The organism is Phaeobacter piscinae, assembly GCF_002407245.1.
In the GTDB taxonomy this organism is placed as follows: Bacteria; Pseudomonadota; Alphaproteobacteria; order Rhodobacterales; family Rhodobacteraceae; genus Phaeobacter; species Phaeobacter piscinae.
Genome location: NZ_CP010681.1, coordinates 1,299,661 through 1,325,648, shown reverse-complemented (window position 1 = coordinate 1,325,648; position 25,988 = coordinate 1,299,661). Strand labels below are relative to the sequence as shown.

The window sequence follows — 25,988 nt, the reverse complement described above, 5'->3', positions numbered from 1 at the left end:
CTAACGTGATACAGAACCTAGCGCGCGAAAGCCTCTGGCAACAGGCGCCCGCGCGCGATATGAGGTATCAGCCGTGCTTATAAGGATCTCGACATGGACCGTCTGACGCTTCTGGAGACCTTTGCCGTTGCGCTGGACGAAGGCAGCATCAACCGCGCCGCACAGCGCCGGGGTCTGACCCAATCCGCCGCCAGCCAGCAGATCAAATCGCTTGAAACGCTGCTGGGGCACGCGCTGATGCTGCGCACGCCGCGCGGCGTGCGGGCCACCCGCGCCGGGGAACTGGTCTATGCCCATGCGCAAAACCTGCTGGGCGGCTATGACCGCCTAACGGCTGAGCTGGACGCCCAGAGCGATCAGGTCTCGGGACGGTTCAAGGTCAGCACAAGCCGCTTTATGGCGCAGGCTGTGCTGGGGCCGATGCTGATGGATCTCGACACGCCCTATCCTGATCTCAATATCGTGATGCGGATTGAGGACCGTCTGGTCGATGTGGTGCGCGAGAACTACGATCTTGCCATCCGCACCGGATCGCTTGGCGATACGGATGGTGTTGGGCGCAAGATCGCGGAGCTGGAAACGGTGCTGTTTGCGACACCGGCTTATCTTGATCGTGTCGGTCGCCCCAGCTGCCCGCAGGACATGCAGCGGCTGAAGTATATTCAGCACCACGAGGACCACACGATGGGTTATTTTCCCCTCACCCGTGACGGTGCCGTGCATCAGGCCCCAATCCGGGTTGGTTTCACCGCCGATGATACGGATCTGATCATGCGCGCGGTCGGCAAGGGCTCCGGCTATACCCGCGCGCCCCGACTGCTGGTCGAAGAGGCGCTGAGCACAGGCGAGTTTGAACAAATCCTGCCCGGCTATACCGCGCCGAACAAGGACATCTTTGCTGTCTACCCCTCGCGCCACGCAATGGATCGGCGGCATGAGGTGGTGATTGACGGCTTTCTCGACCATCTGCGCTGCCGCACTTGTGCACGGACCGGTTCGAACGCGCCTGATCCGACGCGATCACCGCTTGACCTCCTGCCCGCGATTTCCTAACCAACCTGTGGCGGGCCTGTAGCTCAACGGTTAGAGCAGAGCGCTCATAACGCTTTGGTTGCAGGTTCGAATCCTGCCGGGCCTACCATTTTCCGCCATCTTTACCAGACTCTGCGTGTTGCCTATTGCGGCCGTCAAATTTGACGCGCGTCAACTAACGTGACACAGTCCGCCTCCCATCTCCCCGCTCAAGGGACCGGTTTTCAGGCCGCCCGGACGACAAGGACAGCCCGCGATGAGTGATCCCAAAATCAGGAACATGGATGAATTTGCCTCGGTGAGCGGTATTTCACGACCAACGCTGTCCAAGTTCTTCAATGACCCGGACAGCGTGCGCAAATCGACCCGGGAGCGGATTGAGGAGGCGTTGGAGAAATTTGACTACCGGCCAAATCTCTATGCGATGAATCAAAACCGGCGACTGACCAAGACCATCGGCATCGTGGTCCCGAACCTCACCGACCCGTTTTTTGCAAAGATTGCGCGCCACATCGAAGATCACGTCATCGCGGCCGGCTACCGGCCGGTGTTACTGGGATCCAATGGCACCCCGGCGCAGGAGCTGGAGAACCTCAACAACCTGCGTCTGCTGAAACCGGCCGGCACGTTGCTGGCCCCATTGGGTCGGGTCTCAGAAACGCCACAGATCCGGGAATTCTGCAACGAGGTGCCAACGGTGCTGTTTGATGCCAATCTGGACGACACCGGCGAGGCCTTCATCGGCTCCAACAATCAGCAAAGCGTCACCACGATCGTCGATTATCTGTGTCGCACCGGTGACGCCCCGGCTTTCTTTGAGATGAGGACACCAACCAACCCGAATGCCGTCAAACGGCGCAATGCCTATATCTCATCAATGGCCGCGCTCGGACACCAGCCCGAACTGATCCAGGTCGACGGAGATGGCTGGGATTTCGAGGAAATCGGGTTTCGCGAAGGTACCCGGTTGCTGTCGGGGCCCCGCCCCGCGACCGATACGATCCTGTGCAGCAACGACCGCCTGGCAATCGGGCTGCTGTCGGCGGCCTATCAGCTTGGCCTGCGGGTCGGCCTTGGGGATGGCTGCGCCTTGCGGGTGGCGGGACACGATGACCACCCGTTTTCCCGCTACACCTGCCCGACCCTGACCACAGTCTCGCAGGATTACACCGCAATTGCCCGCACCAGTGCCGAAACACTTGTGGCCCGAATCGAAGGCAACGCACTGGCTGATTCCCGCCGCGAGATCCTGTTTGACGGGCGGCTGGTGATGCGGGGCTCCGCTTAAATCGCTCGGATCATACGATTTTCCGCAAACTTTACGCGCGTAAATTTTAAATTGACGCGCGACGCCATGCTCCGCTATCCTCTCTTGGCAACATCCAATCATGGGAGGATAAGGATGTACCTTAAGAGCGCATTGCATGCGGCAACGGCATTGACCGTATTTGCCAGCACCGCCGCCTTTGCCGAAACGATCACCATCGCCACCGTGAACAACGGCGATATGATCCGGATGCAGGGGCTGACTGACGATTTCACGGCCAAAACCGGGCATGAGGTGGAATGGGTCACCCTGGAGGAGAACGTGCTGCGGCAGCGGGTGACCACCGATATCTCTGCCAAAGGTGGCCAGTTCGACATCATGACCATCGGCATGTATGAAACGCCGATCTGGGGCAAGAACGGCTGGCTGGTGCCGCTGAATGATCTGCCTGCCGACTATGATGTAGACGATATTCTGCCCGCCATGCGGGGCGGCCTGTCGCATGATGGCACGCTTTTTGCGGCGCCATTCTATGGCGAAAGCTCGATGATCATGTATCGCACCGACCTGATGGAAAAGGCCGGTCTGGAGATGCCCAGCGCCCCGACTTGGGATTTTGTTGCAGATGCTGCGCGCCAGATGACCGACAAGGACAATGAAGTCTATGGGATCTGCCTGCGCGGCAAGGCCGGTTGGGGGGAAAACGCAGCCTTCATCACGGCGATGTCCAATTCTTTTGGTGCGCGCTGGTTTGATGAGAACTGGACGCCTCAATTTGACAGTGAAGCCTGGTCGAACACGCTCAACTTCTACATTGATCTGCTGAACGACGCGGGCCCTCCGGGTGCTTCCAACAACGGGTTCAACGAAAACCTGTCGCTGTTCCAGCAGGGCAAATGCGGCATGTGGATCGACGCCACCGTTGCGGCATCGTTCGTGACCAACCCCAATGACTCCACGGTTGCCGATAAGGTCGGCTTCGCACTGGCGCCGGACACCGGATTGGGCAAGCGCAGCAACTGGCTCTGGGCCTGGGCTCTCGCGATCCCTGCCGGCACCCAGAAAGAAGCCGCCGCAAAGGAGTTTATCCAGTGGGCCACATCGAAGGACTATATTGAGCTGGTTGCCGAGAACGAAGGCTGGGCGAATGTGCCTCCAGGTGCGCGGACATCGCTTTATGAGAATGCGAACTACAAGGATATCCCCTTCGCCAAGATGACGCTGGAGAGCATTCTGTCGGCAGATCCGAACAACCCGACGGTTGATCCGGTGCCGTATGTTGGCATCCAGTTTGCGGCGATCCCGGAGTTTGCAGGCATTGCCACCCAGGTTGGGCAGGAATTCTCTGCAGCACTCGCAGGCCAGCAGACCGCTGAAGAGGCCCTCGCCAAGGCGCAGGCTCTGGCAGCTGACGAAATGGAAGCGGCAGGTTACTGACGCCTTCCTCCCTCCCAGAGGGCGGTCACCAGTACTGACTGCCCTCTGGCTCCATCTCCCCGAACAAGCCACTATTCTGTCACGACGGCATTCGAACCCGGCGACAATGGAGATTTGCCATGGCGACCCAACATTCCCGGTCGGCAGCACGCATCATGATGGCCCCCGCAGTGATCCTGCTTCTGGGCTGGATGCTGGTTCCGCTGACGATGACGCTTTACTTTTCCTTCAAGAAATACCTACCCCTGCGCGGTGGTGATCTGGGTTGGGTGGGCTTTGACAATTACGCCCGCTTCCTGTCCTCCAGCGCCTTCTGGCCCAGCGTTCAGGCGACACTGACCATCGTGGGCGGCGTCCTGCTCATCACCGTGATCCTCGGTGTGTTTCTTGCCCTGCTGCTCAATCAGCCGATGTGGGGACAGGGGATTGTCCGCATTCTGGTGATCGCGCCATTCTTCGTGATGCCGACGGTCTCAGCGCTGGTCTGGAAGAATATGTTCATGGATCCGGTGAATGGCCTCTTTGCCCACTTGTGGAAGGCCTTTGGCGCGACCCCTGTGTCCTGGCTGTCTGAGGCGTCACTGCAATCCATCATCCTGATTGTCAGCTGGCAGTGGCTGCCCTTTGCGACGCTGATCCTGCTGACGGCGATTCAGTCGCTGGACAGTGAGCAGTTGGAAGCCGCTGAGATGGACGGCGCTCCGCCGGTGGCTCGCTTTGGCTATATCACCCTGCCCCATCTTAGCCGTGCCATCACCGTGGTGGTTCTGATCCAGACCATTTTCCTGCTGTCGATCTTTGCCGAGATCTTCGTCACCACCCAGGGCTCCTTTGGCACCAAGACGCTCACCTATCTGATCTATCAACGCGTTCTGGAGAGCCAGAACGTCGGGTTGGGATCCGCCGGTGGTGTCTACGCCATCATCCTCGCCAATATCGTTGCCATCTTCCTGATGCGCATCGTTGGCAAGAACCTGGACGCATAGGAGGCCACCATGGCACGAGCCGTTACACCAAGACGCAAAGCCATCAATACGGCGCTGGCCTGGGCTGTTGGGTTGCTGATCTTCTTTCCCATCCTCTGGACCATTCTCACCAGTTTCAAGACCGAGGCACAGGCCATCAGCGACCCACCCGTCTTCCTGTTCTTTGACTGGACATTGGAAAACTACAGCGTTGTGCAAGAACGCTCCGACTATATGCGGTTCTTGTGGAACTCAGTGATCATCGCCGGTGGTTCAACCATTCTGGGCATTGTCATCGCTGTGCCTGCTGCCTGGTCGATGGCCTTTGTGCCGTCGAAACGCACCAAAGATATCCTGCTGTGGATGCTGTCGACCAAAATGCTGCCCGCGGTCGGCGTCCTCTACCCGATCTACATCCTGTTCATCAAAATGGGGCTACTCGACAATCGCTTTGGTTTGGTCGTGGTGTTGATGCTGATCAACCTGCCGATCATCGTCTGGATGCTTTACACCTACTTCAAGGAAATCCCCGGTGAGATCCTTGAGGCGGCGCGCATGGATGGTGCCACGCTGAAGGAAGAAATCCTCTATGTGCTGACACCGATGGCCATCCCCGGAATCGCCTCCACCCTCCTGTTGAACATCATTCTGGCCTGGAACGAAGCCTTCTGGACGCTGAACCTGACCGCCGCCAAGGCCGCACCGCTGACCGCATTCATCGCCAGCTATTCCAGCCCCGAAGGCCTGTTCTACGCCAAGCTGTCGGCAGCTTCGACAATGGCCATCGCGCCGATCCTCATCCTTGGCTGGTTCAGCCAGAAACAACTTGTCAGCGGCCTGACCTTCGGCGCCGTGAAATAAGGAAGACATCCATGGGACAGATCAAACTTGAAAGCGTGACCAAGAATTTTGGCCCCGTTGAGGTCATCCCGCCGCTGGACCTGACCATTGAAGACGGCGAATTCACCGTCTTTGTCGGCCCGTCCGGTTGTGGCAAATCAACACTGCTGCGGCTGATTGCGGGTCTGGAAGATATCACCTCCGGCACCATCCGCATCGACGGTGAGGATGCAACCGACATCCCCCCGGCGAAACGCGGACTGGCGATGGTGTTTCAGTCCTATGCGCTTTATCCGCATATGTCGGTGCGCAAGAACATCGCCTTTCCGATGAAGATGGCGGGCATCCCCGCGGATGAGCAAAAACGCCGGATTGATAACGCCGCTGCAGCGCTGAACCTCACCGACTACCTTGATCGCCGCCCGGGCCAGCTGTCGGGCGGTCAGCGTCAGCGGGTCGCCATCGGCCGGGCGATTGTGCGTGAGCCAGCGGCGTTCCTGTTTGATGAGCCGCTTTCCAATCTGGATGCCGCCCTGCGCGTCGGAATGCGGCTGGAAATCTCAGAACTGCACAAACGCCTTGCCACCACTATGATCTATGTGACCCATGATCAGGTTGAGGCGATGACCATGGCGGACAAGATCGTCGTCCTGCAGGCTGGCGTGATCGAACAGGTCGGCAGCCCGATGGAGCTGTATCGCGCGCCGCGCAATGTATTTGTCGCGGGTTTCATCGGATCGCCGAAGATGAACCTTCTGACCGGTCCGCAGGCTGCGCAGCACGACGCAGCCACCATCGGCATCCGGCCCGAACATCTGAGCATCTCAGAAACGGAGGGGATCTGGGCGGGAACCATTGGTGTCTCCGAGCATCTGGGATCAGATACATTTTTCCACGTGCAATGTGACGCCTTTGAGGACCCACTCACCGTGCGGGCCAGCGGAGAGCTTGATCTGGGCTACGGCGCGCGGGTGTTTCTGACACCGGACATGACGCATCTGCACCGCTTTGGCCCTGATGGGTTGCGGCTCGAATGAAACGTCTCAGCGGAAAACGCGCCCTGATCACGGGTGCTGCCCGTGGCATCGGGGCGGCCTTTGCCGAAGCTTATGTGAATGAGGGCGCGCGCGTGATCATCGCCGATATTGATATTGCGCGCGCAGAGGCAACTGCGGCGCAAATCGGCGCGGCGGCGATGGCCATAGAGCTGGATGTCACGGATCAGACCAGCATTGACCGCGCCCTTTCCCGCACTGTTAAGTGCTTCGGCGGCCTCGACATTCTGATCAACAACGCCGCCGTGTTCACGGCAGCACCGTTGGTTGAGGTCACCCGAGAGGCCTATCGGCGCACCTTTGACATCAATGTTTCCGGCACGCTGTTCATGATGCAGGCAGCGGCGCAACAGATGATCGCCCAAGGCACCGGTGGCAAGATTATCAACATGGCCAGTCAAGCCGGGCGCCGGGGAGAGCCTTTGGTATCCGTCTACTGCGCAACGAAGGCGGCGGTGATCAGCCTCACGCAGTCTGCCGGGCTGAACCTGATCCCACATGGCATCAATGTGAACGCCATCGCCCCCGGTGTCGTCGACGGTGAACATTGGGACGGTGTTGATGCCTTCTTTGCCAAATATGAGGGCAAGCCCCCGGGCCAGAAAAAAGCCGAGGTGGCGCAATCTGTTCCCTACGGGCGGATGGGCACCGCAGCAGATCTGACCGGAATGGCCGTCTTTCTGGCCAGCGACGACGCCAATTACATCGTGGCGCAGACTTACAACGTCGATGGCGGCCAATGGATGAGCTGATGCAAGAACACAGGTGGGAGGCAGCAGCCATGAAACTCTCGAATGATACATTGAGCCAACTGCCGCAAACGATTGGTCGCCCCAGTTATGACCGCGCCGAAATCAGCCCTGGCATCGTCCATATCGGACTTGGCAATTTCCACCGCGCGCATCAGGCCTGGTATCTGCATGCCTTGATGCAGCGGGGCTTGGCGATGGATTGGGGCATCATCGGGGCCGGCGTCCGTGCGGCCGATGCAGGAATGCGGGACCGCTTGCTGGCGCAGGATTGTCTGACAACACTGATCGAACTGGATCCGACCGGCCGGTCCGCCGAGGTGATCGGACCGATGATCGATTTCCTGCCGGTGGAGGATGACAATGCCAGCCTGATCCGCTGCATGGCGGGCGCCGCCATCCGTATCGTTGCGCTGACGGTGACCGAGGGGGGCTATTATCGGGACGCACAGCGCGAGGGGTTGGACCTGAGCCATGATGATATCCAGCATGACATTGCCCGACCTGATCGTCCGCGCACCGTGTTCGGTGCCATTGTGGAGGCGCTCCGCCTGCGCCGGGATCGGGGCCTGCCTGCCTTCACCGTGCAAAGCTGCGACAACCTGCAAGGCAATGGTCAGATCACCCGCGCTGCAGTGGTGACACTGGCGCAGCAGACCGATCCAGAACTTGCTGCATGGATTGATAAAACCGGGGCCTTTCCGAATTCCATGGTGGATTGCATCGTACCCGCCACCGGTCCTGCTGAGATTGCTCTGGCCCGAAGCTACGGGATTGAGGACAGCGCCCCCGTGACGCATGAGAACTATCGGCATTGGGTCATTGAGGATGAATTCTGCGCCGGGCGCCCTCCTTGGGATCTGGCGGGGGCCATCTTCACCGGCGATGTTCACGGCTACGAAAGCATGAAAATCCGCGTGCTGAATGCGGGCCATCAGGTGCTGGCCAACGCTGGTGAACTGCTGTCGATCGCAACCATCGCTGACTGTATGAAAGATCCCTTGCTGGCGGCCTTCTTTCGCAAGGTTCAGACGGCGGAAATTCTACCGCATGTGACGGAAGTACCCGAGATGGCACCGGAGGATTACCTGACCCTGATTGAGGCGCGTTTCTCCAATCCGGAAATCCGCGACACCACTCGGCGTGTCGCCTATGACGGCACATCGCGCCATCCGGGGTTCGTACTGCCAAACCTGCGCGATGCTGTGCGAAGCAAGGGTGCAATTGACGGGCTTTGCCTGGTGGAGGCGCTCTGGGCGCAGATGTGTACCGGGCAGCGGGAGGATGGCAGCGAGATCGCGCCCAACGATCCCGATTGGGAGGCCCGCAATTCCGCAGCGGAGCACGCGCAGCAAACCCCTGAGGCTTGGTTGCAGCAAAGCCAGATCTACGGCGATCTATCAGAGCAGCAAGACGTGGTTGCGCGGTTTTCTTACTGGCTGTCGATGATCCGGGCGCAGGGTTGCCGCGCGGCGCTTCGTGAATATCTAGGGCACTGACAGTCCTTTTTCGCCGACGGGCGGCGCGCGGGGAGTCGCGGCTCATCCAATGTTCAGCGCTTTGCCCCGTCGACCGGAAGGCCACTGGGAACTGTGGGAGGAACGAACGAGGCCTGTGCGCGTGCTTTTTCGCCGGTCAGCGCCGTAAGAAAAGCGACCAGCGCCGCGATGTCCTGATCGCTCAGGTCCTGACGCAGATAGATGTCGCGGGCCAGCGCCTGACGCGCCATCTCGAAGCGGTCTTGCTGCACCACAAAATCGGTGGCGGCCAGCCACGGCACCTCCGGCAGTTTCAGATCTTCCGGCGACCACGCCGCACGGCTTGCAGCAGGATCAAGATGGTGCCGGATCATCTGTTCCAGCGTCGAAAATGCCCCGTTGTGGCCATATGGGCCGGTCAGTTCCACATTCCGCAACATAGGCGTGCGGAACCGGTAGGCGTCTGCCAGATCATCGCTTTCTCCCATACGTCCGACATCGCGTGCGTAAGGATCAAACCGGCGGGCACGTCCGGGGCCGAACGACGGTAAGCCAAGCGCGTGGAACCCCTGATCCGAAAACAGCGCGCCTGCATGGCAGCCGCTGCATCCAGCAGAGCCAAAGAACAGATCCGCTCCGGCTTTCTGCTGCGAAGTCAGGGCTGCATCATCCCCCGCCAGATAGGCATCAAACAGGCTGTCAATTGAGGTGAAATCCTGCACCATGAACTGGGCCAGCGCCTCTGCAATGTCGGTGACCTTCACATCCTCGGGCGCGGCAATATGGTCGAAGGCAGCAACGAACCCCTCCCCATAAGTCGGCAAGCTACGGACACGCTTGGCAATGATCGGCCAAGCCAGATCAATCCGGTCGCGGGTGGCGCCTATCACCTCATTCTCGCCGACATTTCCAGCCATTTCGACGCTGGAGGTCATGGGGAACAAGGCCTGCGCAGCTAGGAGTGATTGCAGCCCTTTCGGCAACCATTCCTCCGCCGGGGTATTGAAACCATTGCCATAGATGGGATCCGCGCTGATCCGCCCATCATGCATCAACACGCGGATGGATGTCGCGCCAAGGTTCCACAGGCCCGGGGCATTGCGCGGTACACGTTTCTGCACCCGGTTTGCGCCGCTACCGGAGAGACGCGCAGGTCCCAGCCCCTCCGCCCCCTCGCCCAACCCCAGCGACAACCCATCGGAGGTGCCATGACGCGGATGATGACAGGTGCCGCAGCTGATATTTCTGTTCCCCGACAGGATCTTGTCATAAAATAGCAATCGCCCCAGTTCCGCCTGCGCCGGATCTACGGGCAAAAAATCACCCGGTCCAAGAGATGGCGGCAGCTGCAGTTCCTCTGCCAGGGCCGCCCCCGTACAAGGGCCAAGCGTCAGCACGACACAGGAGAGCACATGCGCAAGAGATGGAAACCGGTTCTGGTCGCGGTGGCGCTGTCCATGACCAGCCTGACGATGACTGCGCCTCTGCCAGCCTGGGCCGAAATCGAGCAGGCCCGCGATCTGATGGAGGCCGGGCAGTTTGCGGCGGCGCATGATGCGCTTTGGCCAGCGGCGCGATCCGGCAATGCCGATGCGGAAGAGTTGATCGGCGTGATGTACGCCATGGGGCTGGGCGTTGAGCAAGACGATGTCCGGGCCTTTGAATGGTACCTGCGCAGTGCCATGAAGGGGCATCCGGGCGCCCAATCCGGAATTGGCTGGTACTATGAAATCGGCCGTGGGATGCCCGCCCCGGATCTGGTGCGCGCCTATATGTGGTACACGCTGTCGGCCATCGGTGGCGACCCCGATGCGGCCATCAGCCTGGAAGAAGTGGTCAAGAAGATGACCCCGGCAGAGATCGATAAGGCGCATGTTCTGGTCGAGGATTACAAGGTCTGGATGTACCCGTTTCGCTAACCAACGGGGCGGCGGCGCGAGGGGATCCCGCGCCGCGCTTTGATATCTCAGGATGAGGTCAGTTCAGATCTGCTGCGCGCGCCGCATTGACGTCGGCTTCTGCCTCGGCCACGGCCTCCGTCAATGCAGTGAAGATTTCATCACCACGGGTCACATTGGATTTGAACCAGTCGTAAACCGGCTCGGCGGCGGATTTGAACGCCGCCTTCTGATCCGGTGTGGGCACATAGAGATCGCCGCCACCCGCGACAAAATCCTCGTAGGCCTGGATCGACTTGCGTTTGGGCGAAGCAAACGTCGCCTGCTGCAGCGCATAGAACCCATCCACGACGACCTGACGCATGTCCTCCGGCATATCCATAAAGGTCTTGTTCGACATCCACCACAGCGCGCCCATGTAGGCGTGACCATCCAGCGTCACATATTGCAGGCCTGCATCCGGGAACTTCATGCCCATGATATCGGTGATGCCGTTTTTGGAGCCTTCCACCACCCCGGTCTGGAACGAGGTGAACAGCTCAGGCCATGGGATCGGTGTCGGCGCGGCCCCCAGCGCTTTCACCAGTTCCTGCGGCAGATCTGCAACCACAGTACGGATCTTCAGGCCTTCCATGTCGGCGGGTTCCGCCACCCGGCGCTTGGTATTGGCAAAGTTCCGCCAACCGCCGGTGTTGCCAATGGTCATAAGACGGATCGCATCGCCGGAATCCTCCAGCGCCATCTGGCGCATGGCACGGGTAAAATCACCCGAAAGCACATGTTCGGCGATCCGGTCGTCGGCCATCAGATAGGGCAGATCAAGCACCTGCACATAGGGAAACAGCCCCGACGCGCCACCGGAGGTGGAGATATAGACGTCAATCGAGCCGTCGGCGACGCCCTGCAGGCATTCTGCTCCATTGGAGCAAAGCTGGGTGCCGATGAACAGCTCAACCTCAATGGCGCCGTTGGACGCCGCCTCAACGTAGTTCTTGAACACCACCAAACCGTCGTAGTCTTCATCGTTCTCGTTGGAATTCGCTGTCGCGCGGATCTTGTAATCCGCGGCATAGGCCGACAGGGCTGTGCCAGCCATCAGAGCCGACAGGGCCACTGTTTTCACCATTGTCCTGAGCATTCGTTTCTCCTCCTGTTGCTCTTTTATTCTGGGTATTTGGTTGTCCTCAGTTCAGAAACCCGGTCAGACGCGGAATGGTCAGCGAAATGGCCGGAACAAAAGTGATCAGAAAGATCACCGCTATTTCAATCGCCAGGAATGGCAGGATCGCCTTGGCAATGGTGGTGACACGCTCCTGCGAGACGGCAGCGGCCACAAACAGCACCAGCCCCATCGGCGGGGTTGCAAGGCCGACCGTCAGGTTCACACACATGATGATGGCGAAATGCACGGATTCAACACCAAGATCGGTGAACACCGGCCCCAATATCGGGCCAAGGATGATGATCGCCGGTCCCGCATCCAGAAACATGCCAACGACAAACAGCAGCAGATTGATCAGGAACAGCAGGATCAGCGGGTTTTCCGACAGCGTCAGAATGAAATCGGCCAGTTGCTCCGGCGCGTGGCTAAGGCTGACGACGGTCTTGAACGACATCGCGGCGCCCACCAGCAGCAGCACCACAGCCGAGGTGATCCCTGCGCGTGAAAACACTTGCGGCAAGTCTGCCAGCCGCATCGATCCAAGCACCAGAAAACTGATCAGCAGCGCATAGGCGACCGCCACGGCGGCGGCCTCGGTCGGGGTGAAAACACCTGCCAGAATGCCGCCAAGGATCAAAACAGGCGTTTGTAATGGCACCACAGCCCGTTTGCAGATGGTGCGAAACGCCGGGCTGACAACGCGGCGCAGCCCCAACATCAACCCATGGGCAAACAGCACCGCCCCAAGGAAGGCAAGCCATTTCATCTGCGCCCCTGCCCCCTCGGCCAAGGGCACAAACTGCGCCAGTAGCAGACCAAGGTTCAGCCGCACCAGCCCGAAGGAAAACCACCGCTCCATCGCGCCGATCTCAACACTGTCGAAGACCACGCGCCGCGCGGCTGGCAGCTCGTACCGGTCAGCCATGGCGCGGACCATGATCATCAGGCCGACGCCCACCAGGACGCCCGGCACGATCCCAGCGAGGAACAATGCGGCGACGCTTTCACCCATCACATAGGCATAGATGATCATAATGCCCGAGGGTGGAATGATCGGCCCAATCACGGAGCTGGCAGCGGTCACGGCCGCCGCAAATTTCCGACTGTACCCCTCGCGCTCCATCGCCGGGATCAGCATGGAGCCAAGCGCCGAGGTATCGGCAACTGCCGACCCCGAAAGCCCGGCAAACAGGATCGACGACAGAATATTCACCTGCGCCAGCCCGCCGCGCAGATGCCCCATCAGGGCCTGCGAAAACTCGACCAGCCGAACGGTGATGCCGCCCCGGTTCATCAGCTCCCCCGCGAGCATGAAGAACGGAATTGCCATCAGGGGAAAGCTGTCCATCCCGTTATAAAGATTGCGATACAGCAGCGTCAGATCGCGCTCTTGTCCGTTCAGCCACAACAGCGCGCCCGGTGCTGCCAACAGGCAGAAAAACACTGGCAAGCCAATCAGAAGAAGGAACAGGAACAGCGGCAGGAACCAGATCAACATCACTCCGCCCCTCCGATGCTCAGCCCCGGACGCTCCGGCAGGCGATCTCCCTGGCCAAACAATCGCACGATGCGTTCGAGGATCAGCTCGATATTGACCAGGATCAGCAGTCCGATCCCCACCAGCAATGACAGCATCATCCAGCTGCGCGGCACCCGGAACCAACTGTCAAACCCCAGCGATGTCGGCAGGTAGAGAGAGGCTGTGGCAAAGCGCCCGCCAAGCCCTGTGACCTCCTTGTAGCCGATCTGGAGTCCCACGATCAGCACGGTCAGGCCAATCATCAGAAGCAGCAGTTGCAAGAGATGAAACAGCCAGCCGCGCAGCAAGGAGTCGACAACATCAATCGCGACAAAACCGCCACTGCGCAGCGCCGTGGGGGCCATCAGGCCTGTCATCCACAACATGCAGAACCGCGCCGCTTCGTCCGGCCAGGGCAAGGCGCTGCCCAGAACATAGCGAAAGAACACTTGGATAAGGATCGCCAGAACCATCAGGCCAATGGCAAAAACGCCCACCCAACGACCGACTGCAAGCAGGCCGGTGTTGAGCGGGCGCAGTATATTCAGGACAGATAAAACTGCCGTCATCGCGTCTCTCTCCTCCCCTTGTGCCGCGCCGACCTCCCTCGGTGCGAACAACCGGCCGCTAACTTGACGCGGCGATCTGGCCCATCTGGCCCTTGTAGAACGTCAGCGCATCCCCTTCTTCGCGCATGGTCGCGCGGTCTACATGTCCCAACACGATGGCGTGGTCTCCCCCGTCATGGATGGCTGAGCGGCTGCATTCAAAGCGCGCCAGACAGTTCTCCAAGAGCGGCACATCATTTTCATTCCGCGCAAGCGGCAAATGGTTCAGCCCAAAAGCATCTTTTGCGACCAGCCAACACAGATCATCCTGATCCGCTGCCAGTACATGGATGGCGTAGTGGCGGGCCTCCTCAAAATAGGGAAAGCGACGCGAATTGCGGTCTGGCGACCACAGAACCAACGGCGGCGTCAGCGAAATCGAAGTAAAACTGTTGGCGGTGATCGCCACCACCCCCTGCTCGGAGGCTGCCGTGACGATGGTCACGCCCGTCGCAAAGCGGCCAAAGGCATCGCGCAGCAGCCGGGTATTGTCAGCCGCCGGGACAAAACTGTGTTTGCCCTGCCCTGCATGCGCGGACATCATGCGACCTCCCGGCCCAATGCCGCCTCATACAATTTAAACCACGTCGGGCGATCCAGCTCGACTTTCAGTGCGTCGGAGGCCTGCTTGATACGCTCCAGATTATTCGTCCCCAGCACCGGCAGGATTTGCGCCGGGTGCCGTAGCAGGAAGGCTATGGCAACCGCGGCGCGGTCAACACCCTGCGCCTGCGCAATCTCATCCAGCCGTTCGGCCAATTGACCGCTGCCGGTCATCAAGCCTCCGCCGCCAAGCGGCGACCAGGCCATCAACGGATGGCCCTGACGTTGATGAAATGCCAGATCTCCGTTGGTGAAAGGAGTGACCTCAGAAAGCGAAATCTCAATCTGATTGGTGGCCAGCGGCGTCTTCATAGCAGATTGCAGCAGCTCCCAATCCCAGGGGCGAAAATTCGACACACCCACGGCGCGCAGCTTCCCTGCGGTGACCAGCTCATCCAGTACCGCGCCGGTTTCGACATGATCCATCAGCGGATCCGGGCGGTGGATCAACAGCAGGTCGATGTGGTCGATGCCCATCTCCGACAGCGAGGTATCCACCGACCGGGTGATATGCGCGGCCGAGGTGTCGTAGTGTTTGACCGTCGCGTCGGCATAGCGACCGACCGGGGCCACAATATCGCATTTGGTCACGATCTCCATCTGATCCCGCAGTGCCGGATTGCCCTTCAGCGCCTGCCCCAAAATCCCCTCAGCGGTGTACCCGCCATAGATATCCGCCTGATCAAAGGTGGTGATGCCCTGCGCCAGACAGGCCTCAATCTTGGCCTCGACATGGATGGATGAGGTGTCGCTGTCATCGCCCAGGCGCCACATGCCATAGACCAGACGGCTGAAATCCAGCCCTTCTGCGATCTTGATACGTTCCATCAACGACGTTCTCCATTCCCTAAGGGTGTTGCCGGGGTCGATTGCGGCACCCGGCCGTATTCATGCGGCAACGAGCAGGTTTTCAGATGTGGCATCACCCGCGCCCCGAAATGCCGCGCTTCCTCCAGATGTGGGTAGCCCGACAGAACAAAGGCGCGGATACCCATTTTCTGATAGGCTTCCAGCTTGGACATCACCTGGTCGGTCGATCCGACCAGCGCCGCCCCACAACCAGACCGCGCACGTCCCACTCCTGTCCAGAGGTTTGGCTCGATAAAGCCGAATTCATCTGCGATATCCCGGTTCTTTGCCTGATGCGCGACACCGAGCGAGGTGGCATCCAGCGCCCGGTCTCGGATGGCCTTACCCTGCGCATCATCCAGTTTTGAGACAATATGATCAGCGTATTCATAGGCTTCGGCCTCGGTGTCGCGCACGATGACATGCACCCGCAGCCCGTAATCCAGCGTGCGGCCATAGGTTTCCGCTACACTATGCACGGCCTTCATACGACCCGCGAGCTCTTCCATCTTTTCCGGCCACATCAGATAAACGTCGCAATGTTCACCGCACAGCTCCAGCGCCGACGGAGAGTAACCACCGAAATACAACAGCGGCCCGCCGGTCTGATAGGGCTTGGCCGGATCGGTTGTGAGTCCCTCGAACTGATAAACCTCGCCGGTGTGATTGATCTCATCGCGGGTCCAGGCTTGCTTCAGGATCTCCACCACCTCGCGCGATCTCTGATATCGGAACGCGCTGTCCGCTTTTTCGCCTGGAAAATCGGAAGAGATGATATTGACCGTCAGCCGCCCCTCCAGCATGTGGTCCAGCGTCGCAAGAGTGCGCGCCAGCATGATCGGCTGCATCTCACCGCAGCGCACCGCTGCCAGCATATTGATCCTGTCGGTAATCGGCGCGCAGCCCGCCACAAAGCTGAGAGTGTCCTGCCCCACCTGATAGGACGACGGGCACAGGATGTTGCGAAACCCCTGCGCCTCGGCCTCTTTTACGATGTCCGAGCAATGCGCCCAGGATGACCGCAGATCCCCGTCTGGCACACCAAGGAACTGGTAGTCGTCGGAACAGAGCGCGGCGAACCAGGACACTTCAACCGCATCAAGATCCGCAGATGTTACTGGAACAACGCTCATCACCCTCTCCCTCGCGCTTTGCAACTTAACTCTTGCATAACCCGCGCCTTGATGTAGATCAATGGTGTATCAATTTTTTCCGCATCGTGACGATTGGCCCCATGTCCAGCTCCCGCACCTCCGGCACCGCCCTGCCACTTTATCTGCAGATCAGCGAAGCGCTGACGCGCGAAATCGCGGCCGGACGGCTGGCGGATGGCGAACGTCTGGCACCGGAACGCCAACTGGCACAGACCTATGGAACCACCGTAAGAACGCTGCGCAAAGCGCTGTCAGAACTGGAAAAACAGGGTATGCTGGAGCGCATCCAAGGCTCAGGCAACTATATCCGCACAACGCAAACCCTGCCGAGCGTCTATTCAATGTTTCGGCTGGAACTGCCCGGTGGCGGCGGCCTGCCGACAGCAGATATCCTGTCGGTTACAGCATGCGAAAAACCTGCAGATCTGCCAGAGTTCGGGTCCAGCCCAAGGGGCACACGCATCCGCAGACTGCGCTATCTGGACAGCACGATCATCGCCGTTGAGGAGATCTGGCTGGATGCTTCAGCGGGTCATGTGGATCCCGCGCAACTGTCTGATTCCCTTTACCGCTACTACCGCCTTCAGCTGGGATTCTGGATCAGTCGCGCCGAGGATCGCGTTTCGCTTGGGACGGTCCCCGACTGGGCGCCAGCGCAATTCACCAAGCCCCCCGGCACCACGGTTGGCTTTATCGAACGGCTCAGTTGGGCGCAGGAGCTGGCCCCGGTTGAGTTTTCACGCACCTGGTTTGACACGGAAAGGGCGCTCTACGTTCAGCGCCTCACTTAGGAGGAAACATGTCCGGACCCACCACCTACGGGATCATCGGCTGCGGCATGATGGGCCAGGAACATCTGCGCAATATCGCGTTGCTGGACAACACGGCAGTTGGCGCGATCTATGAACCAAACGCCGCCATGCGTGAGATTTCGGCTGAACTGGCGCCAGAGGCCGTGTTCATGGACAGCCTTGAGGCATTGCTCAGCCACCCCGACCTTGACTGCCTGCTGATTGCCAGCCCCAACTTCTGCCATCTGGAACAGCTCGAAGCGCTGGCCGAACATCGCCCACTGCCGGTGCTGGTGGAAAAGCCGCTGTTCACCAGTCTCGACGATCTTGGGCGGCTGGATGCCTTTGCCGCGCGCTATGATGCACAGGTCTGGGTGGCAATGGAATATCGCTACATGCCGCCAGTTGCCGCTTTCCTGCGTGATGTCGAAGCAGCCACCGGCGGAGTAAAAATGCTAAGCATCCGCGAGCATCGGTTTCCGTTTCTGGAGAAGATTGATGACTGGAATCGGTTCGACGCCAAATCCGGCGGCACCTTTGTTGAGAAATGCTGCCATTTCTTCGATCTGATGCGGCTCACGCTTGGCTCGGAACCGGTGCGGGTGATGGCCAGTGGTGGGCAGAATGTGAACCATCTGGATGAGCGCTATAGCGATGGCACTCCCGACATCCTCGACAATGGTTATGTGATCGTGGACTTCAGCTGTGGCGCGCGCGCCATGCTGGAACTCTGCATGTTTGCCGAAGGGGCGGAGTATCAGGAAGAGGTCGCAGCCATTGGCCCAAACGGCAAGGTCGAAGCCTTCGTACCCGGTCCGGGCCGGTTCTGGCCCGCCCATCTGGGCGCCCCTCCGCTACCGAAGCTGGTGACCTCACCGCGCGTGCCCAAAGGCCCCGTAACACGGGAGGTTCCGGTTGATCCCGATCTGCTGGAGGCGGGTGATCACAATGGGTCCACCTTTTATCAGCACCAGAAGTTTCTGGAGTTGGTGCGCGGTGCCCGCGCGGCACCTGAGGTCAGCCTTCATGACGGGCGAATGGCAGTGCTGATGGGAATGGCGGCACAGATCTCCATCGCTGAGCGACGCAGCGTAGAGATATCAGAGCTGATCTGAGCGCGCACCGGTGACAGGGTGTTACAGGCCGATCACGATGTCGGCTTGCAGCCCCCCGAGGGCAGCACTTTGTTCCAACCGCAGCGTGCCGCCATGGGCGCGGGCAATATCCGTCACGATAGCAAGGCCGAGACCTACGCCACTGCCCAGATCCTGATTGCGCGCCGGGTCCAGCCGGGTGAAGGGGCGCGTCGCCTCAGTGCGGTCCGCCTCAGCAATACCGGGGCCATCATCCTCAACCCGGATACGCAGAAATTTCTCGGTCATGGCGACGGATACCCGCGCACGCGTGCCGTAGCGCACTGCGTTAGAGATCAGGTTCTGGACCGCGCGCCGTATCGCAGACCCGCGCAGCATCACCTTGCCCTTGCCGCTCATCTCACCCAGCATCACATCCTTGCCCTGACGGCGCCAGCCATCCACCAGCAGCGTGATCATCACCTGTGGGTCGACCTCCTCCGGCTCACTGGTCGAAACCCCGCGCGAAAAATCCAGAAACGCGTCCAACAGCGCCTGCATCTCATCCACATCCTGCCGCAGCGGCTCGGCCTCCTCATCGTCCAGCATCGACAGGCCCAGCTTCATCCTTGTGAGCGGGGTTCGTAAGTCGTGGCTCACTCCCGAGAGCATCAGGGTCCGCTGCTCCATCTGCCGTTCGATCCGTGCGCGCATGTCCAGAAATGCGCTGCCAGCCGCCCGCACCTCATTCGCGCCGCGCGGCGAATAAGGCTCCGTCCGCCCCCGTCCAAAGGCCTGCGCCGCATCGGCGAGCTGTTTGATCGGACGGAGCTGATTGCGCATGTAGACAAAGGCGATGATCGTCATCAGAAAGCCAAAGGCAATCACTGTCACGATCAGCTGGTGCGGTGCCGCCGCGGTCACCCGGCGTCGATCAAACACCAACGCCATCGGACCGTGATCACTCGCAAGAACCAACTGGACCCGACGGGTGTTGGGGAACTGGGCCGAAATGAATTGCGGCGCTGTGGCTTGCAACGTATTGCGCACCACCCGCCCGGAAAATTCCAGCAGCCCCATCTGATCCAATGGCACCGGCTCCTCCGGTTCCAGAAACCGGATCTGCATCTGCAAGGGCAGCAACAAAGGCTCTGCCAGCAACAACGCCTCCTGCTGACTGGCAGCCGGTGCCATGGTCTGCTCCAGCAGTCGCAACTCCCGCAGCATGGTCAGTGTCATCTGAACCGTCAGATCCTCAAGATCGCGTTTGATGAAGACAACCGAGACCACCAATTGCAACGTCACGATCGGCACCAGCAGAATAAGTGCCGCCCGCCCGTAGAGGCTGCGCGGCATATAGTGTTTGAGCCATTGAAAGAACATGCGTTACACCTACCCCGCGACCCCGCCGCTGAAAAGCAAAACGCGCATCCTCAGCGCCCCGTTTGTCACCAAGGATCAGACCCGATGCAGGCACCCGATGATTTCAATCCCCCCGCCGGGATCGCCGAAACGCTAGAACCCGGGTTGCGCCGGATCCTGGCCCCAAACCCGTCGCCGATGACCTACCGGGGCACCAACACCTATTTGATCGGCGCCACCGATGTTGCGGTGATTGATCCCGGTCCAGCGAGTGAGGCACATCTGCAGTCAATCCTGACCGCCCTGGAACCAGGTCAGCGCATCAGTCATATTCTAGTCAGTCATAGCCATCTGGACCACTCCCCTCTTGCCCGCCCGCTGGCAGAGGCAACCGGCGCGCCCGTTTATGCCTTCGGGGACGCCATCGCGGGGCGCAGCGCCGTGATGACATCGCTTGCCGACGCAGGTCTGGCCGGTGGTGGCGAGGGCATCGATATCGAGTTCGCGCCGGACATCGCTCTGCGGGATGGGGAGACCGTAATCGGCCCCGACTGGCAGCTGGAGGTGATCCATACCCCCGGCCATCTCGGCAACCATATTGCGTTTGCGTGGCAGGATGCCTGTTTCACTGCCGATCACGTGATGGGCTGGGCCAGCTCGCTGGTCTCGCCTCCGGATGGTGACCTGACCGATTTCATGGCCTCCTGCCAGCGGCTGGCCGCGCGCAACTGGCGGGTGTTTTACCCCGGCCATGGGGCCCCGGTGACAGACCCCGCCGCCCGCCTTGCATGGTTGATCGACCACCGCACAGGGCGAGAGGCCGCAATCCTTGCCGAACTCACTGCCGGTCCCGCAACCGTCACCGAGCTGACAGCGCGGATATACACCGAAACTCCGCCCTCCCTGCTTGTTGCCGCAGAGCGCAATGTCTTCGCACACCTTGTTGATCTTGTGGGAAAATCCCTGGTTGCAACGGATGGCCCGCTGTCATTCGGTGCGCGTTTCAGACCTCTGCGCTGATCTAGCCGAAACCAGGTAATTTTTTTCCAAAAACCGCAAAACGGCTCTGGACGCCACCAGATCGCACCGCTATACGGCACAGACCGTTCCGGCGTAGCTCAGCGGTAGAGCAGTTGACTGTTAATCAATTGGTCGTAGGTTCGATCCCTACCGCCGGAGCCAAAGAATTCAAGGGGTTAGAGGGATTTCTCTCTAGCCCCTTTTCTTTTGGCAAATGGCGCTGCGTACTTTTTGACGCGGACATCAGCGCGCCCATACATATTGCAGGCCACAATCTTTGGCCCGCTGATTGCATCACCATGTGCCAAAAAACACCTCAGCCAAAGACTGGGGGTGCTCAGTTTGACGACCGGTTATCGTGATCCCTAAGACGCAAGACCAGCGGTGCCAATGCCAGAACCAGCACTGCCGCGACCAAGAATGGCGCGCCGGGGAGGTACCATTCGGCTTCACCGACAAATCGTTCGAACACCCCTGTCAGCACCAGCGGCGCCACAACGGCTGCGACGGATGACAGCGATGCAATCACCCCCTGCACCACGCCCTGCTGGTCCTCACCAACACGATTGGCGGCAAAGGCGGTGATCAGCGGTGGCGCCATATCAGACAGGGCCGCAATCGGCAGGAAGACCACCACAACCCAGATTGCGCTGGCGAAACCAAAGCCGACCATAGCGATCACCGCCGCCACCATCGCGATGATCAGGGTTTTGAAATCTCCCAGACGTTTGGTCATCTGCGGCAGGATTCCAGCCTGCACCACAGCGATCAGCACCCCATAGGCAGACAGCGTCACCCCAATGGTAAACCCATCCCAGCCAAACACCTCACGGCCCCAGAAAGACCAGAGCGTCGGGTAGACCAGATTGGCAAATTCAAACACGAAGATACAGATCAATGGGATCGCCATCCCCGGAATGACAAAGGCGCGGAGCAGCGTACCAAAGGGGTTGAGATCGCGTTTGCCAAACGGGCGACGGTTTTCAGGTTTCAGGGACTCGGGCAGGATAAAAATCCCAAACACCACGTTGACAGCGGAGAGACCGGCCGCAATCCAGAACGGCGCGCTGATATGCAGGCCCGATGCCAGCCCGCCAAGCGCTGGTCCCAGCACAAAGCCAATGCCAAACGCTGCCCCGATCATGCCAAACGCCGCGCTGCGTTCTGTTGGCTTGGCAATGTCGGAAATATAGGCGGTTGCCGTGATATAGGTCGCGCCCGCCATCCCCGCGATGACGCGCCCGACCAGCAGCATCCAGTAGGTCTGCGCCAGCGCCATGATCACATAGTCGATAGTGAGTGTCACAAGTGCGAGGATCAGGACCGGCCTGCGCCCATAGGAATCCGACAGGCTGCCCACAATCGGGCCAAACAGAAACATCGCGGCGGCGTAGGCTGACATCATGATGCCACTCCACAAGGCGCCTTCTGCGGTGCTTTGCGCGCCGACCCGCAGCATCAGGTCTGGCATGATCGGAAACACGATGCCAACGCCGATGGCATCGATCATCAAAGTGGCCAGAATAAACAGGAAAGGACCGGTTAACTTCATGTGGGCAGTCTTTATCAATCAGGATTGGTGCGGGCAGCGCCCCTTGGCGCGTTGGTAGCAATGCAAGGCAAGTACCGATAACGCTATTTTCGCCGCCCAGTTCGTTTTTTCCGCAATGACACAAAAACACCTCTGCCGGGACGCAAGGAGCGGATATTCTCCCCCCTTCAGGGCTGCGGAAATCGCAGCTCGATGCGTAATCCGCGTGTACCCCGGCCGGACGTCAGTTCCAGTTCAGCCTCGTGGAGTTCAGCGATGGCTTTCACCATCGCCAACCCCAATCCCGCCCCGGCGGTGTTGCGGCTGCGGTCAAGTCGATAAAGCGGATCCAGCACGCGCCCGCGCTCAGCCTCCGGGATGCCGGGGCCATCGTCCGTCACCGCCAGCCGGCTGCCGGAGAGATCAATGGCAATCCTCGCCCCCTCCCCTGCGTGGCGAATGGCGTTTTCGATCAGATTGGCCAGCAACTGCATAATAAGGCTGCGGTCGGCCTGGATGGTGGCGGCGTTGGTAATCCGACAGGACAGGCTTTGTCCTGCGTCCTGTGCCACCGCCTCATAAATCTCATGCACTTGGTCAACCACCACGCCCAGATCTACCGCAGCAAACCCGTCGCGTCGTCCCTGGCTCTGCATTCGGGCAATCCGCTGGATGGCGCCAAAGATGGCAATGATATCATCCATCTGCGCAATCGCAGCCTCCCGGTGCGCAGTCTGATCCTCGGCCTCATCGGCTTCATCCAGATGCAGCCGCAGACGGGTCAGCGGCGTGCGCAGGTCATGGGCAATATTGGCCGAGAAATCAGACATCTGCCGAATGGAAGCCTGCAAACGCTCCGTTGCACCATCAATACGCGCGGCCAGCTCGTCAATATCGTCGCGGATCACCTTTGGTGCCAGCCGCAGATCCAATTCACCATCCGCAATACGGTCAAACCCGGCGCCGATCCGGTTCAGACGGCGCTGTGCCCGAATACCAAAGATCAACCCGATAATAAGCGCAGGCAGCGACAGGATGATCACAAAAATCAGGATTACGCTGGTCAGATCCGACCCAAAGGCGCTGACACCCGGCGCATAGACCAGAAGGCGGCCATCCAGCACTGCGCCACTGTATATCCGCCAGCCAAGATCCGCCTCACTCTCAAACGCCACATCAAATCCCAGCTGCCCCGCAGCGTCCTCCTCGGCTGCAGGTCCGCTGTCGGTGACCTCTTCCTCCTCATCCTCGTCGATCAGATCAAAGATCCGGTCGAGCGTCTCAAGCGCCTCGGGCTGAAACAGGGCTTCGGCCTCAAGGATATCAAAACCCTGGCTGTCAAAGGCGCCGCGCAATACCGGCCCCAGCACTTTGCCATCGGCCCGCAGCACCGCGTAGCCGACGCCACTGTCCGAAAAAACTTCGGCGGTCACGATGTCCTCAGGAAACTGCCCCTCCCGCGTCAGTCGGTCGCTGATGCGCTGATATTCTTCGCGCAGCGCCTCTTCGGTCTCGGCGCGGAATTCTTCGGTGATGACGTCATCCAGAAGCAGCCCGCCAAGCGTCAGCAGAACCAGAAAGGCCAGCGACAACACAATCGCCTGACGTAGCGCGCTCATCCGGAAGAGGCGCCTGATAAAAGATCTAATCAATGAACATATACCCCGACCCGCGCACGGTTTTGATGAATTCCTGCCCGAACGGTTTTTCAATCTTGTTGCGCAGCCGGCTCATATGGGTTTCCACAACACTGGTGGATGGGTCGAAATTGATATCCCAGACCCGCTCCAACAGCATCGCCCGAGTCTGGATCCGCCCCTTGGAACGCATCAGGACCTCGAGCAAGCGAAACTCCTTGGGGTTCAACAACACAGTTGTCCCGTTGCAGGCGCAGGTCTGACTGAGCAGATCCAGATCAAGCCCCCGATGTGAGAGCCGGGTTGCTGTCTCCGCGGCCTCGCCCCGACCGCGACGACAAAGGGCGGTGATCCGGGCCAGAAGCTCGGTCATGGCGAAGGGTTTGCTGAGATAGTCATCCGCACCCGCCTCCAACCCCTCGACCCGGTCCTCAACAGCCCCAAGGGCGGTGAGCAGGATCAAGGGCGTGGTAATGCGCGCCGAACGCAGTGTCTTCAGCGCCGACAACCCGTCCAGATCGGGCGTCATCCGATCGAAGACCAACACATCATAGTCCCGTGTTGTGGCCGCCAGCAGCGCCTCACGGCCGTTTTCAATCCAATCAACCACATGGCCTGCAGCCGTGAGGCCCTTGACCGTCCAGGTCCCGATTTCAGGATCATCTTCCAGCAAGAGTATTCGCATCACGCCACCGCCAGTTTCGGGAGAGCGACCAAGGGGCCGCCGAAACGACCTCTTGGTGCTGAAGTCGGGTCATGCCCGATGTTGACTGATCGCATCCGACCATATGCCCCCCGGCGCCGCAAGCCATACCGGAGCAGCGCCGGGTCTTGGCGTCATGCCAGGACGCGATGTCCACGTCCCTGCATGCAGCGGATCAGAATGGTGCGCCGCTGTTCATCCCGCTCGCTCTGCCCCTCAAGGGCGCCAACGCCACCGCCAAGGACTGCGCCAACCAGCGCATCATCTGCGCGGTCGCCATCCTTGCTGTCCACGGCACCGATGATACCGCCAATCACCGCACCTGTGACGGCACCCGATTGCAACGTCTTATCCGTATGCCCTTCTGCCAAGGCCCGGCATGCCCCCAGATCTGCCTCATATCCAACCTGTTTGGGGCCGTCTGTCAGGAGCGGTTCATCAAAGCTGTTGCTACACGCAGCAACAGTCACAAGCACCGCACATCCTGCAAAAATCATTTTCATTGTCGTCTCTCTCCGTCGTCGGAATTGCCACACCTCTGAGTGCCTTGGGTGTTGGGCAAATCACTCTGACCGCATCTATCGCGGTCTGAAATTGCATGTCTCATTAAGCCGCTGCTGCTGTCCGAGCGCACCGTCTATCAGGCGCCAAATCCTGCAGCCCGGACAGCAGCTATTTCAGACCGCTGGCTTAGCCCTTGTCATCCTGCGCAGCGCAGTGTCCATCGTCGTCGTGACGGTCACCGCTGAACAATTCACCATCCATCAAGGCTGCGAATTCCATCACGTCTTCGATGTCTTCTTCGATCAATTGCTGCATCAATTCCGGGGTCGCCGCAGTCTGGCGCGCGGTGCTGAGTACCGCCCCATCATCGGCGCTGATGATGACTTCCGTCAGGCTGGTGGGCGCGGCGATGGTGGCCTCATAGACCGGCTTGCTGTTGAACTCTTCCATGCTGAACTCAACCACACGCCCTTCTGCCTGTTCCCTGGCGATGGACATGGCCTGCTCAACACCGATGGGGGCGTTCAGCATCTGTTCGTAGGTCAGATCCGGTTCAAAAATCGTCTCGGCACGCGCTGTCTGTGCTGCAAAGCCAAAGGCGATTAGCGTTGCGGTCATGACGATGCCGGTGGTGGTCTTGGTAACCATGGGATGTCCTCTCTTGGTGGGGCCGGGGCGATCACTGCGCCCCGGCTGATGAGAGGAACTTGGCGGTTCAGACTTACATGGTCTCTTCCGCTGCCTTACAAAT

The 25,988-nt window shown here is 59.9% G+C and carries 25 protein-coding genes and 2 tRNA genes; 14 read left to right on the top strand and 13 right to left on the bottom strand.

Features of this window, described 5'->3' with window-relative positions; genetic code table 11:
* The first annotated feature begins 93 nt into the window (after positions 1-93).
* The 9 genes from phaeop14_RS06205 to phaeop14_RS06165 all read left to right on the top strand — a co-directional run bounded on the left by phaeop14_RS06205 (position 94) and on the right by phaeop14_RS06165 (position 8,844).
* A complete protein-coding gene (locus tag phaeop14_RS06205; RefSeq protein WP_096789043.1) occupies positions 94-1,053 on the top strand; it encodes a LysR family transcriptional regulator in 960 nt (319 codons plus the stop codon).
* A gap of 12 nt (positions 1,054-1,065) precedes the next feature.
* Positions 1,066-1,141: transfer RNA gene (locus tag phaeop14_RS06200), tRNA-Ile, on the top strand.
* Between the two features lie 147 nt (positions 1,142-1,288).
* On the top strand, positions 1,289-2,320 hold the full coding sequence (locus phaeop14_RS06195) for a LacI family DNA-binding transcriptional regulator (protein WP_040168768.1): 1,032 nt from the start codon (positions 1,289-1,291) through the stop codon (positions 2,318-2,320).
* A 114-nt stretch (positions 2,321-2,434) separates the two neighbouring features.
* Positions 2,435-3,736, top strand: a complete 1,302-nt coding sequence (locus tag phaeop14_RS06190) for an ABC transporter substrate-binding protein (RefSeq protein WP_040168766.1) — start codon at positions 2,435-2,437, stop codon at positions 3,734-3,736.
* A gap of 119 nt (positions 3,737-3,855) precedes the next feature.
* Entirely contained in the window at positions 3,856-4,722 is an 867-nt protein-coding gene (locus phaeop14_RS06185) for a carbohydrate ABC transporter permease (protein WP_040178281.1), read from the top strand.
* 9 nt (positions 4,723-4,731) lie between these two features.
* Positions 4,732-5,562 (top strand): carbohydrate ABC transporter permease, encoded by an 831-nt coding sequence (locus tag phaeop14_RS06180; RefSeq protein ID WP_040168761.1) that lies wholly within the window; start codon positions 4,732-4,734, stop codon positions 5,560-5,562.
* Positions 5,563-5,573: 11 nt separating this feature from the next.
* Positions 5,574-6,578, top strand: coding sequence for an ABC transporter ATP-binding protein (locus phaeop14_RS06175; protein WP_096789042.1), 1,005 nt, complete (start codon positions 5,574-5,576; stop codon positions 6,576-6,578).
* Positions 6,575-7,348, top strand: coding sequence for an L-iditol 2-dehydrogenase (locus phaeop14_RS06170; protein WP_096789041.1), 774 nt, complete (start codon positions 6,575-6,577; stop codon positions 7,346-7,348). Before phaeop14_RS06175 ends, phaeop14_RS06170 begins: the two co-directional genes overlap by 4 nt.
* Before the next feature lie 29 nt (positions 7,349-7,377).
* Complete coding sequence (locus phaeop14_RS06165) at positions 7,378-8,844, top strand: mannitol dehydrogenase family protein (protein ID WP_096790245.1); 1,467 nt, start codon at positions 7,378-7,380, stop codon at positions 8,842-8,844.
* A gap of 53 nt (positions 8,845-8,897) precedes the next feature.
* On the opposite strand, the gene phaeop14_RS06160 is transcribed toward phaeop14_RS06165, so the two are convergent.
* Positions 8,898-10,139: a cytochrome-c peroxidase gene (locus phaeop14_RS06160; RefSeq protein WP_244905812.1), complete on the bottom strand. Its 1,242-nt coding sequence runs from the start codon at positions 10,137-10,139 to the stop codon at positions 8,898-8,900.
* A gap of 141 nt (positions 10,140-10,280) precedes the next feature.
* Between phaeop14_RS06160 and phaeop14_RS06155 the strand changes: the two genes are divergently transcribed.
* Positions 10,281-10,742 (top strand): tetratricopeptide repeat protein, encoded by a 462-nt coding sequence (locus phaeop14_RS06155; protein ID WP_040104133.1) that lies wholly within the window; start codon positions 10,281-10,283, stop codon positions 10,740-10,742.
* Positions 10,743-10,800: 58 nt separating this feature from the next.
* On the opposite strand, the gene phaeop14_RS06150 is transcribed toward phaeop14_RS06155, so the two are convergent.
* From phaeop14_RS06150 to phaeop14_RS06125, 6 genes are read right to left on the bottom strand one after another with little or no spacing between them, the layout of a single operon-like run.
* Positions 10,801-11,859 (bottom strand): TRAP transporter substrate-binding protein, encoded by a 1,059-nt coding sequence (locus phaeop14_RS06150; protein WP_040168756.1) that lies wholly within the window; start codon positions 11,857-11,859, stop codon positions 10,801-10,803.
* Positions 11,860-11,905: 46 nt separating this feature from the next.
* Positions 11,906-13,381 carry a TRAP transporter large permease gene (locus phaeop14_RS06145; RefSeq protein ID WP_040168754.1) on the bottom strand — a complete coding sequence of 492 codons (1,476 nt, stop codon included), beginning with the start codon at positions 13,379-13,381 and terminating at the stop codon, positions 11,906-11,908.
* Positions 13,381-13,971 (bottom strand): TRAP transporter small permease, encoded by a 591-nt coding sequence (locus phaeop14_RS06140; RefSeq protein ID WP_040178275.1) that lies wholly within the window; start codon positions 13,969-13,971, stop codon positions 13,381-13,383. The genes phaeop14_RS06145 and phaeop14_RS06140 overlap by 1 nt, the downstream gene beginning before the upstream one ends.
* A 58-nt stretch (positions 13,972-14,029) precedes the next feature.
* Complete coding sequence (locus phaeop14_RS06135) at positions 14,030-14,551, bottom strand: flavin reductase family protein (protein WP_096789040.1); 522 nt, start codon at positions 14,549-14,551, stop codon at positions 14,030-14,032.
* Complete coding sequence (locus phaeop14_RS06130; protein WP_096789039.1) at positions 14,551-15,441, bottom strand: aldo/keto reductase; 891 nt, start codon at positions 15,439-15,441, stop codon at positions 14,551-14,553. The genes phaeop14_RS06135 and phaeop14_RS06130 overlap by 1 nt, the downstream gene beginning before the upstream one ends.
* Entirely contained in the window at positions 15,441-16,595 is a 1,155-nt protein-coding gene (locus phaeop14_RS06125) for an LLM class flavin-dependent oxidoreductase (RefSeq protein WP_040178270.1), read from the bottom strand. Before phaeop14_RS06125 ends, phaeop14_RS06130 begins: the two co-directional genes overlap by 1 nt.
* 101 nt (positions 16,596-16,696) lie before the next feature.
* On the opposite strand from phaeop14_RS06125, the gene phaeop14_RS06120 reads away from it, so the two are divergent.
* Positions 16,697-17,407 (top strand): GntR family transcriptional regulator, encoded by a 711-nt coding sequence (locus tag phaeop14_RS06120; RefSeq protein ID WP_040168747.1) that lies wholly within the window; start codon positions 16,697-16,699, stop codon positions 17,405-17,407.
* Positions 17,408-17,415: 8 nt separating this feature from the next.
* A complete protein-coding gene (locus tag phaeop14_RS06115) occupies positions 17,416-18,522 on the top strand; it encodes a Gfo/Idh/MocA family protein (protein WP_096789038.1) in 1,107 nt (368 codons plus the stop codon).
* Positions 18,523-18,543: 21 nt separating this feature from the next.
* Here the strand turns inward: phaeop14_RS06115 and phaeop14_RS06110 are convergent, their stop codons facing one another.
* The gene (locus phaeop14_RS06110; RefSeq protein ID WP_096789037.1) at positions 18,544-19,863 is read right to left on the bottom strand and encodes an ATP-binding protein; all 1,320 of its coding nucleotides are present in this window, start codon (positions 19,861-19,863) and stop codon (positions 18,544-18,546) included.
* Between the two features lie 84 nt (positions 19,864-19,947).
* Here phaeop14_RS06110 and phaeop14_RS06105 point away from each other — a divergent pair, with 84 nt between their 5' ends.
* A complete protein-coding gene (locus phaeop14_RS06105; RefSeq protein WP_096789036.1) occupies positions 19,948-20,862 on the top strand; it encodes an MBL fold metallo-hydrolase in 915 nt (304 codons plus the stop codon).
* A gap of 87 nt (positions 20,863-20,949) precedes the next feature.
* Positions 20,950-21,024, top strand: a tRNA-Asn gene (locus tag phaeop14_RS06100).
* A 175-nt stretch (positions 21,025-21,199) separates the two neighbouring features.
* On the opposite strand, the gene phaeop14_RS06095 is transcribed toward phaeop14_RS06100, so the two are convergent.
* The 5 genes from phaeop14_RS06095 to phaeop14_RS06075 all read right to left on the bottom strand — a co-directional run bounded on the left by phaeop14_RS06095 (position 21,200) and on the right by phaeop14_RS06075 (position 25,885).
* A complete protein-coding gene (locus phaeop14_RS06095) occupies positions 21,200-22,414 on the bottom strand; it encodes an MFS transporter (RefSeq protein ID WP_096789035.1) in 1,215 nt (404 codons plus the stop codon).
* A 167-nt stretch (positions 22,415-22,581) separates the two neighbouring features.
* Positions 22,582-24,012 carry a sensor histidine kinase gene (locus tag phaeop14_RS06090; protein WP_096789034.1) on the bottom strand — a complete coding sequence of 477 codons (1,431 nt, stop codon included), beginning with the start codon at positions 24,010-24,012 and terminating at the stop codon, positions 22,582-22,584.
* 25 nt (positions 24,013-24,037) lie between these two features.
* On the bottom strand, positions 24,038-24,715 hold the full coding sequence (locus tag phaeop14_RS06085) for a response regulator transcription factor (protein ID WP_096789033.1): 678 nt from the start codon (positions 24,713-24,715) through the stop codon (positions 24,038-24,040).
* Positions 24,716-24,867: 152 nt separating this feature from the next.
* On the bottom strand, positions 24,868-25,236 hold the full coding sequence (locus phaeop14_RS06080) for a YMGG-like glycine zipper-containing protein (RefSeq protein ID WP_040168735.1): 369 nt from the start codon (positions 25,234-25,236) through the stop codon (positions 24,868-24,870).
* A gap of 187 nt (positions 25,237-25,423) precedes the next feature.
* Positions 25,424-25,885 (bottom strand): PepSY domain-containing protein, encoded by a 462-nt coding sequence (locus tag phaeop14_RS06075; RefSeq protein WP_096789032.1) that lies wholly within the window; start codon positions 25,883-25,885, stop codon positions 25,424-25,426.
* Positions 25,886-25,988 lie beyond the last annotated feature (103 nt).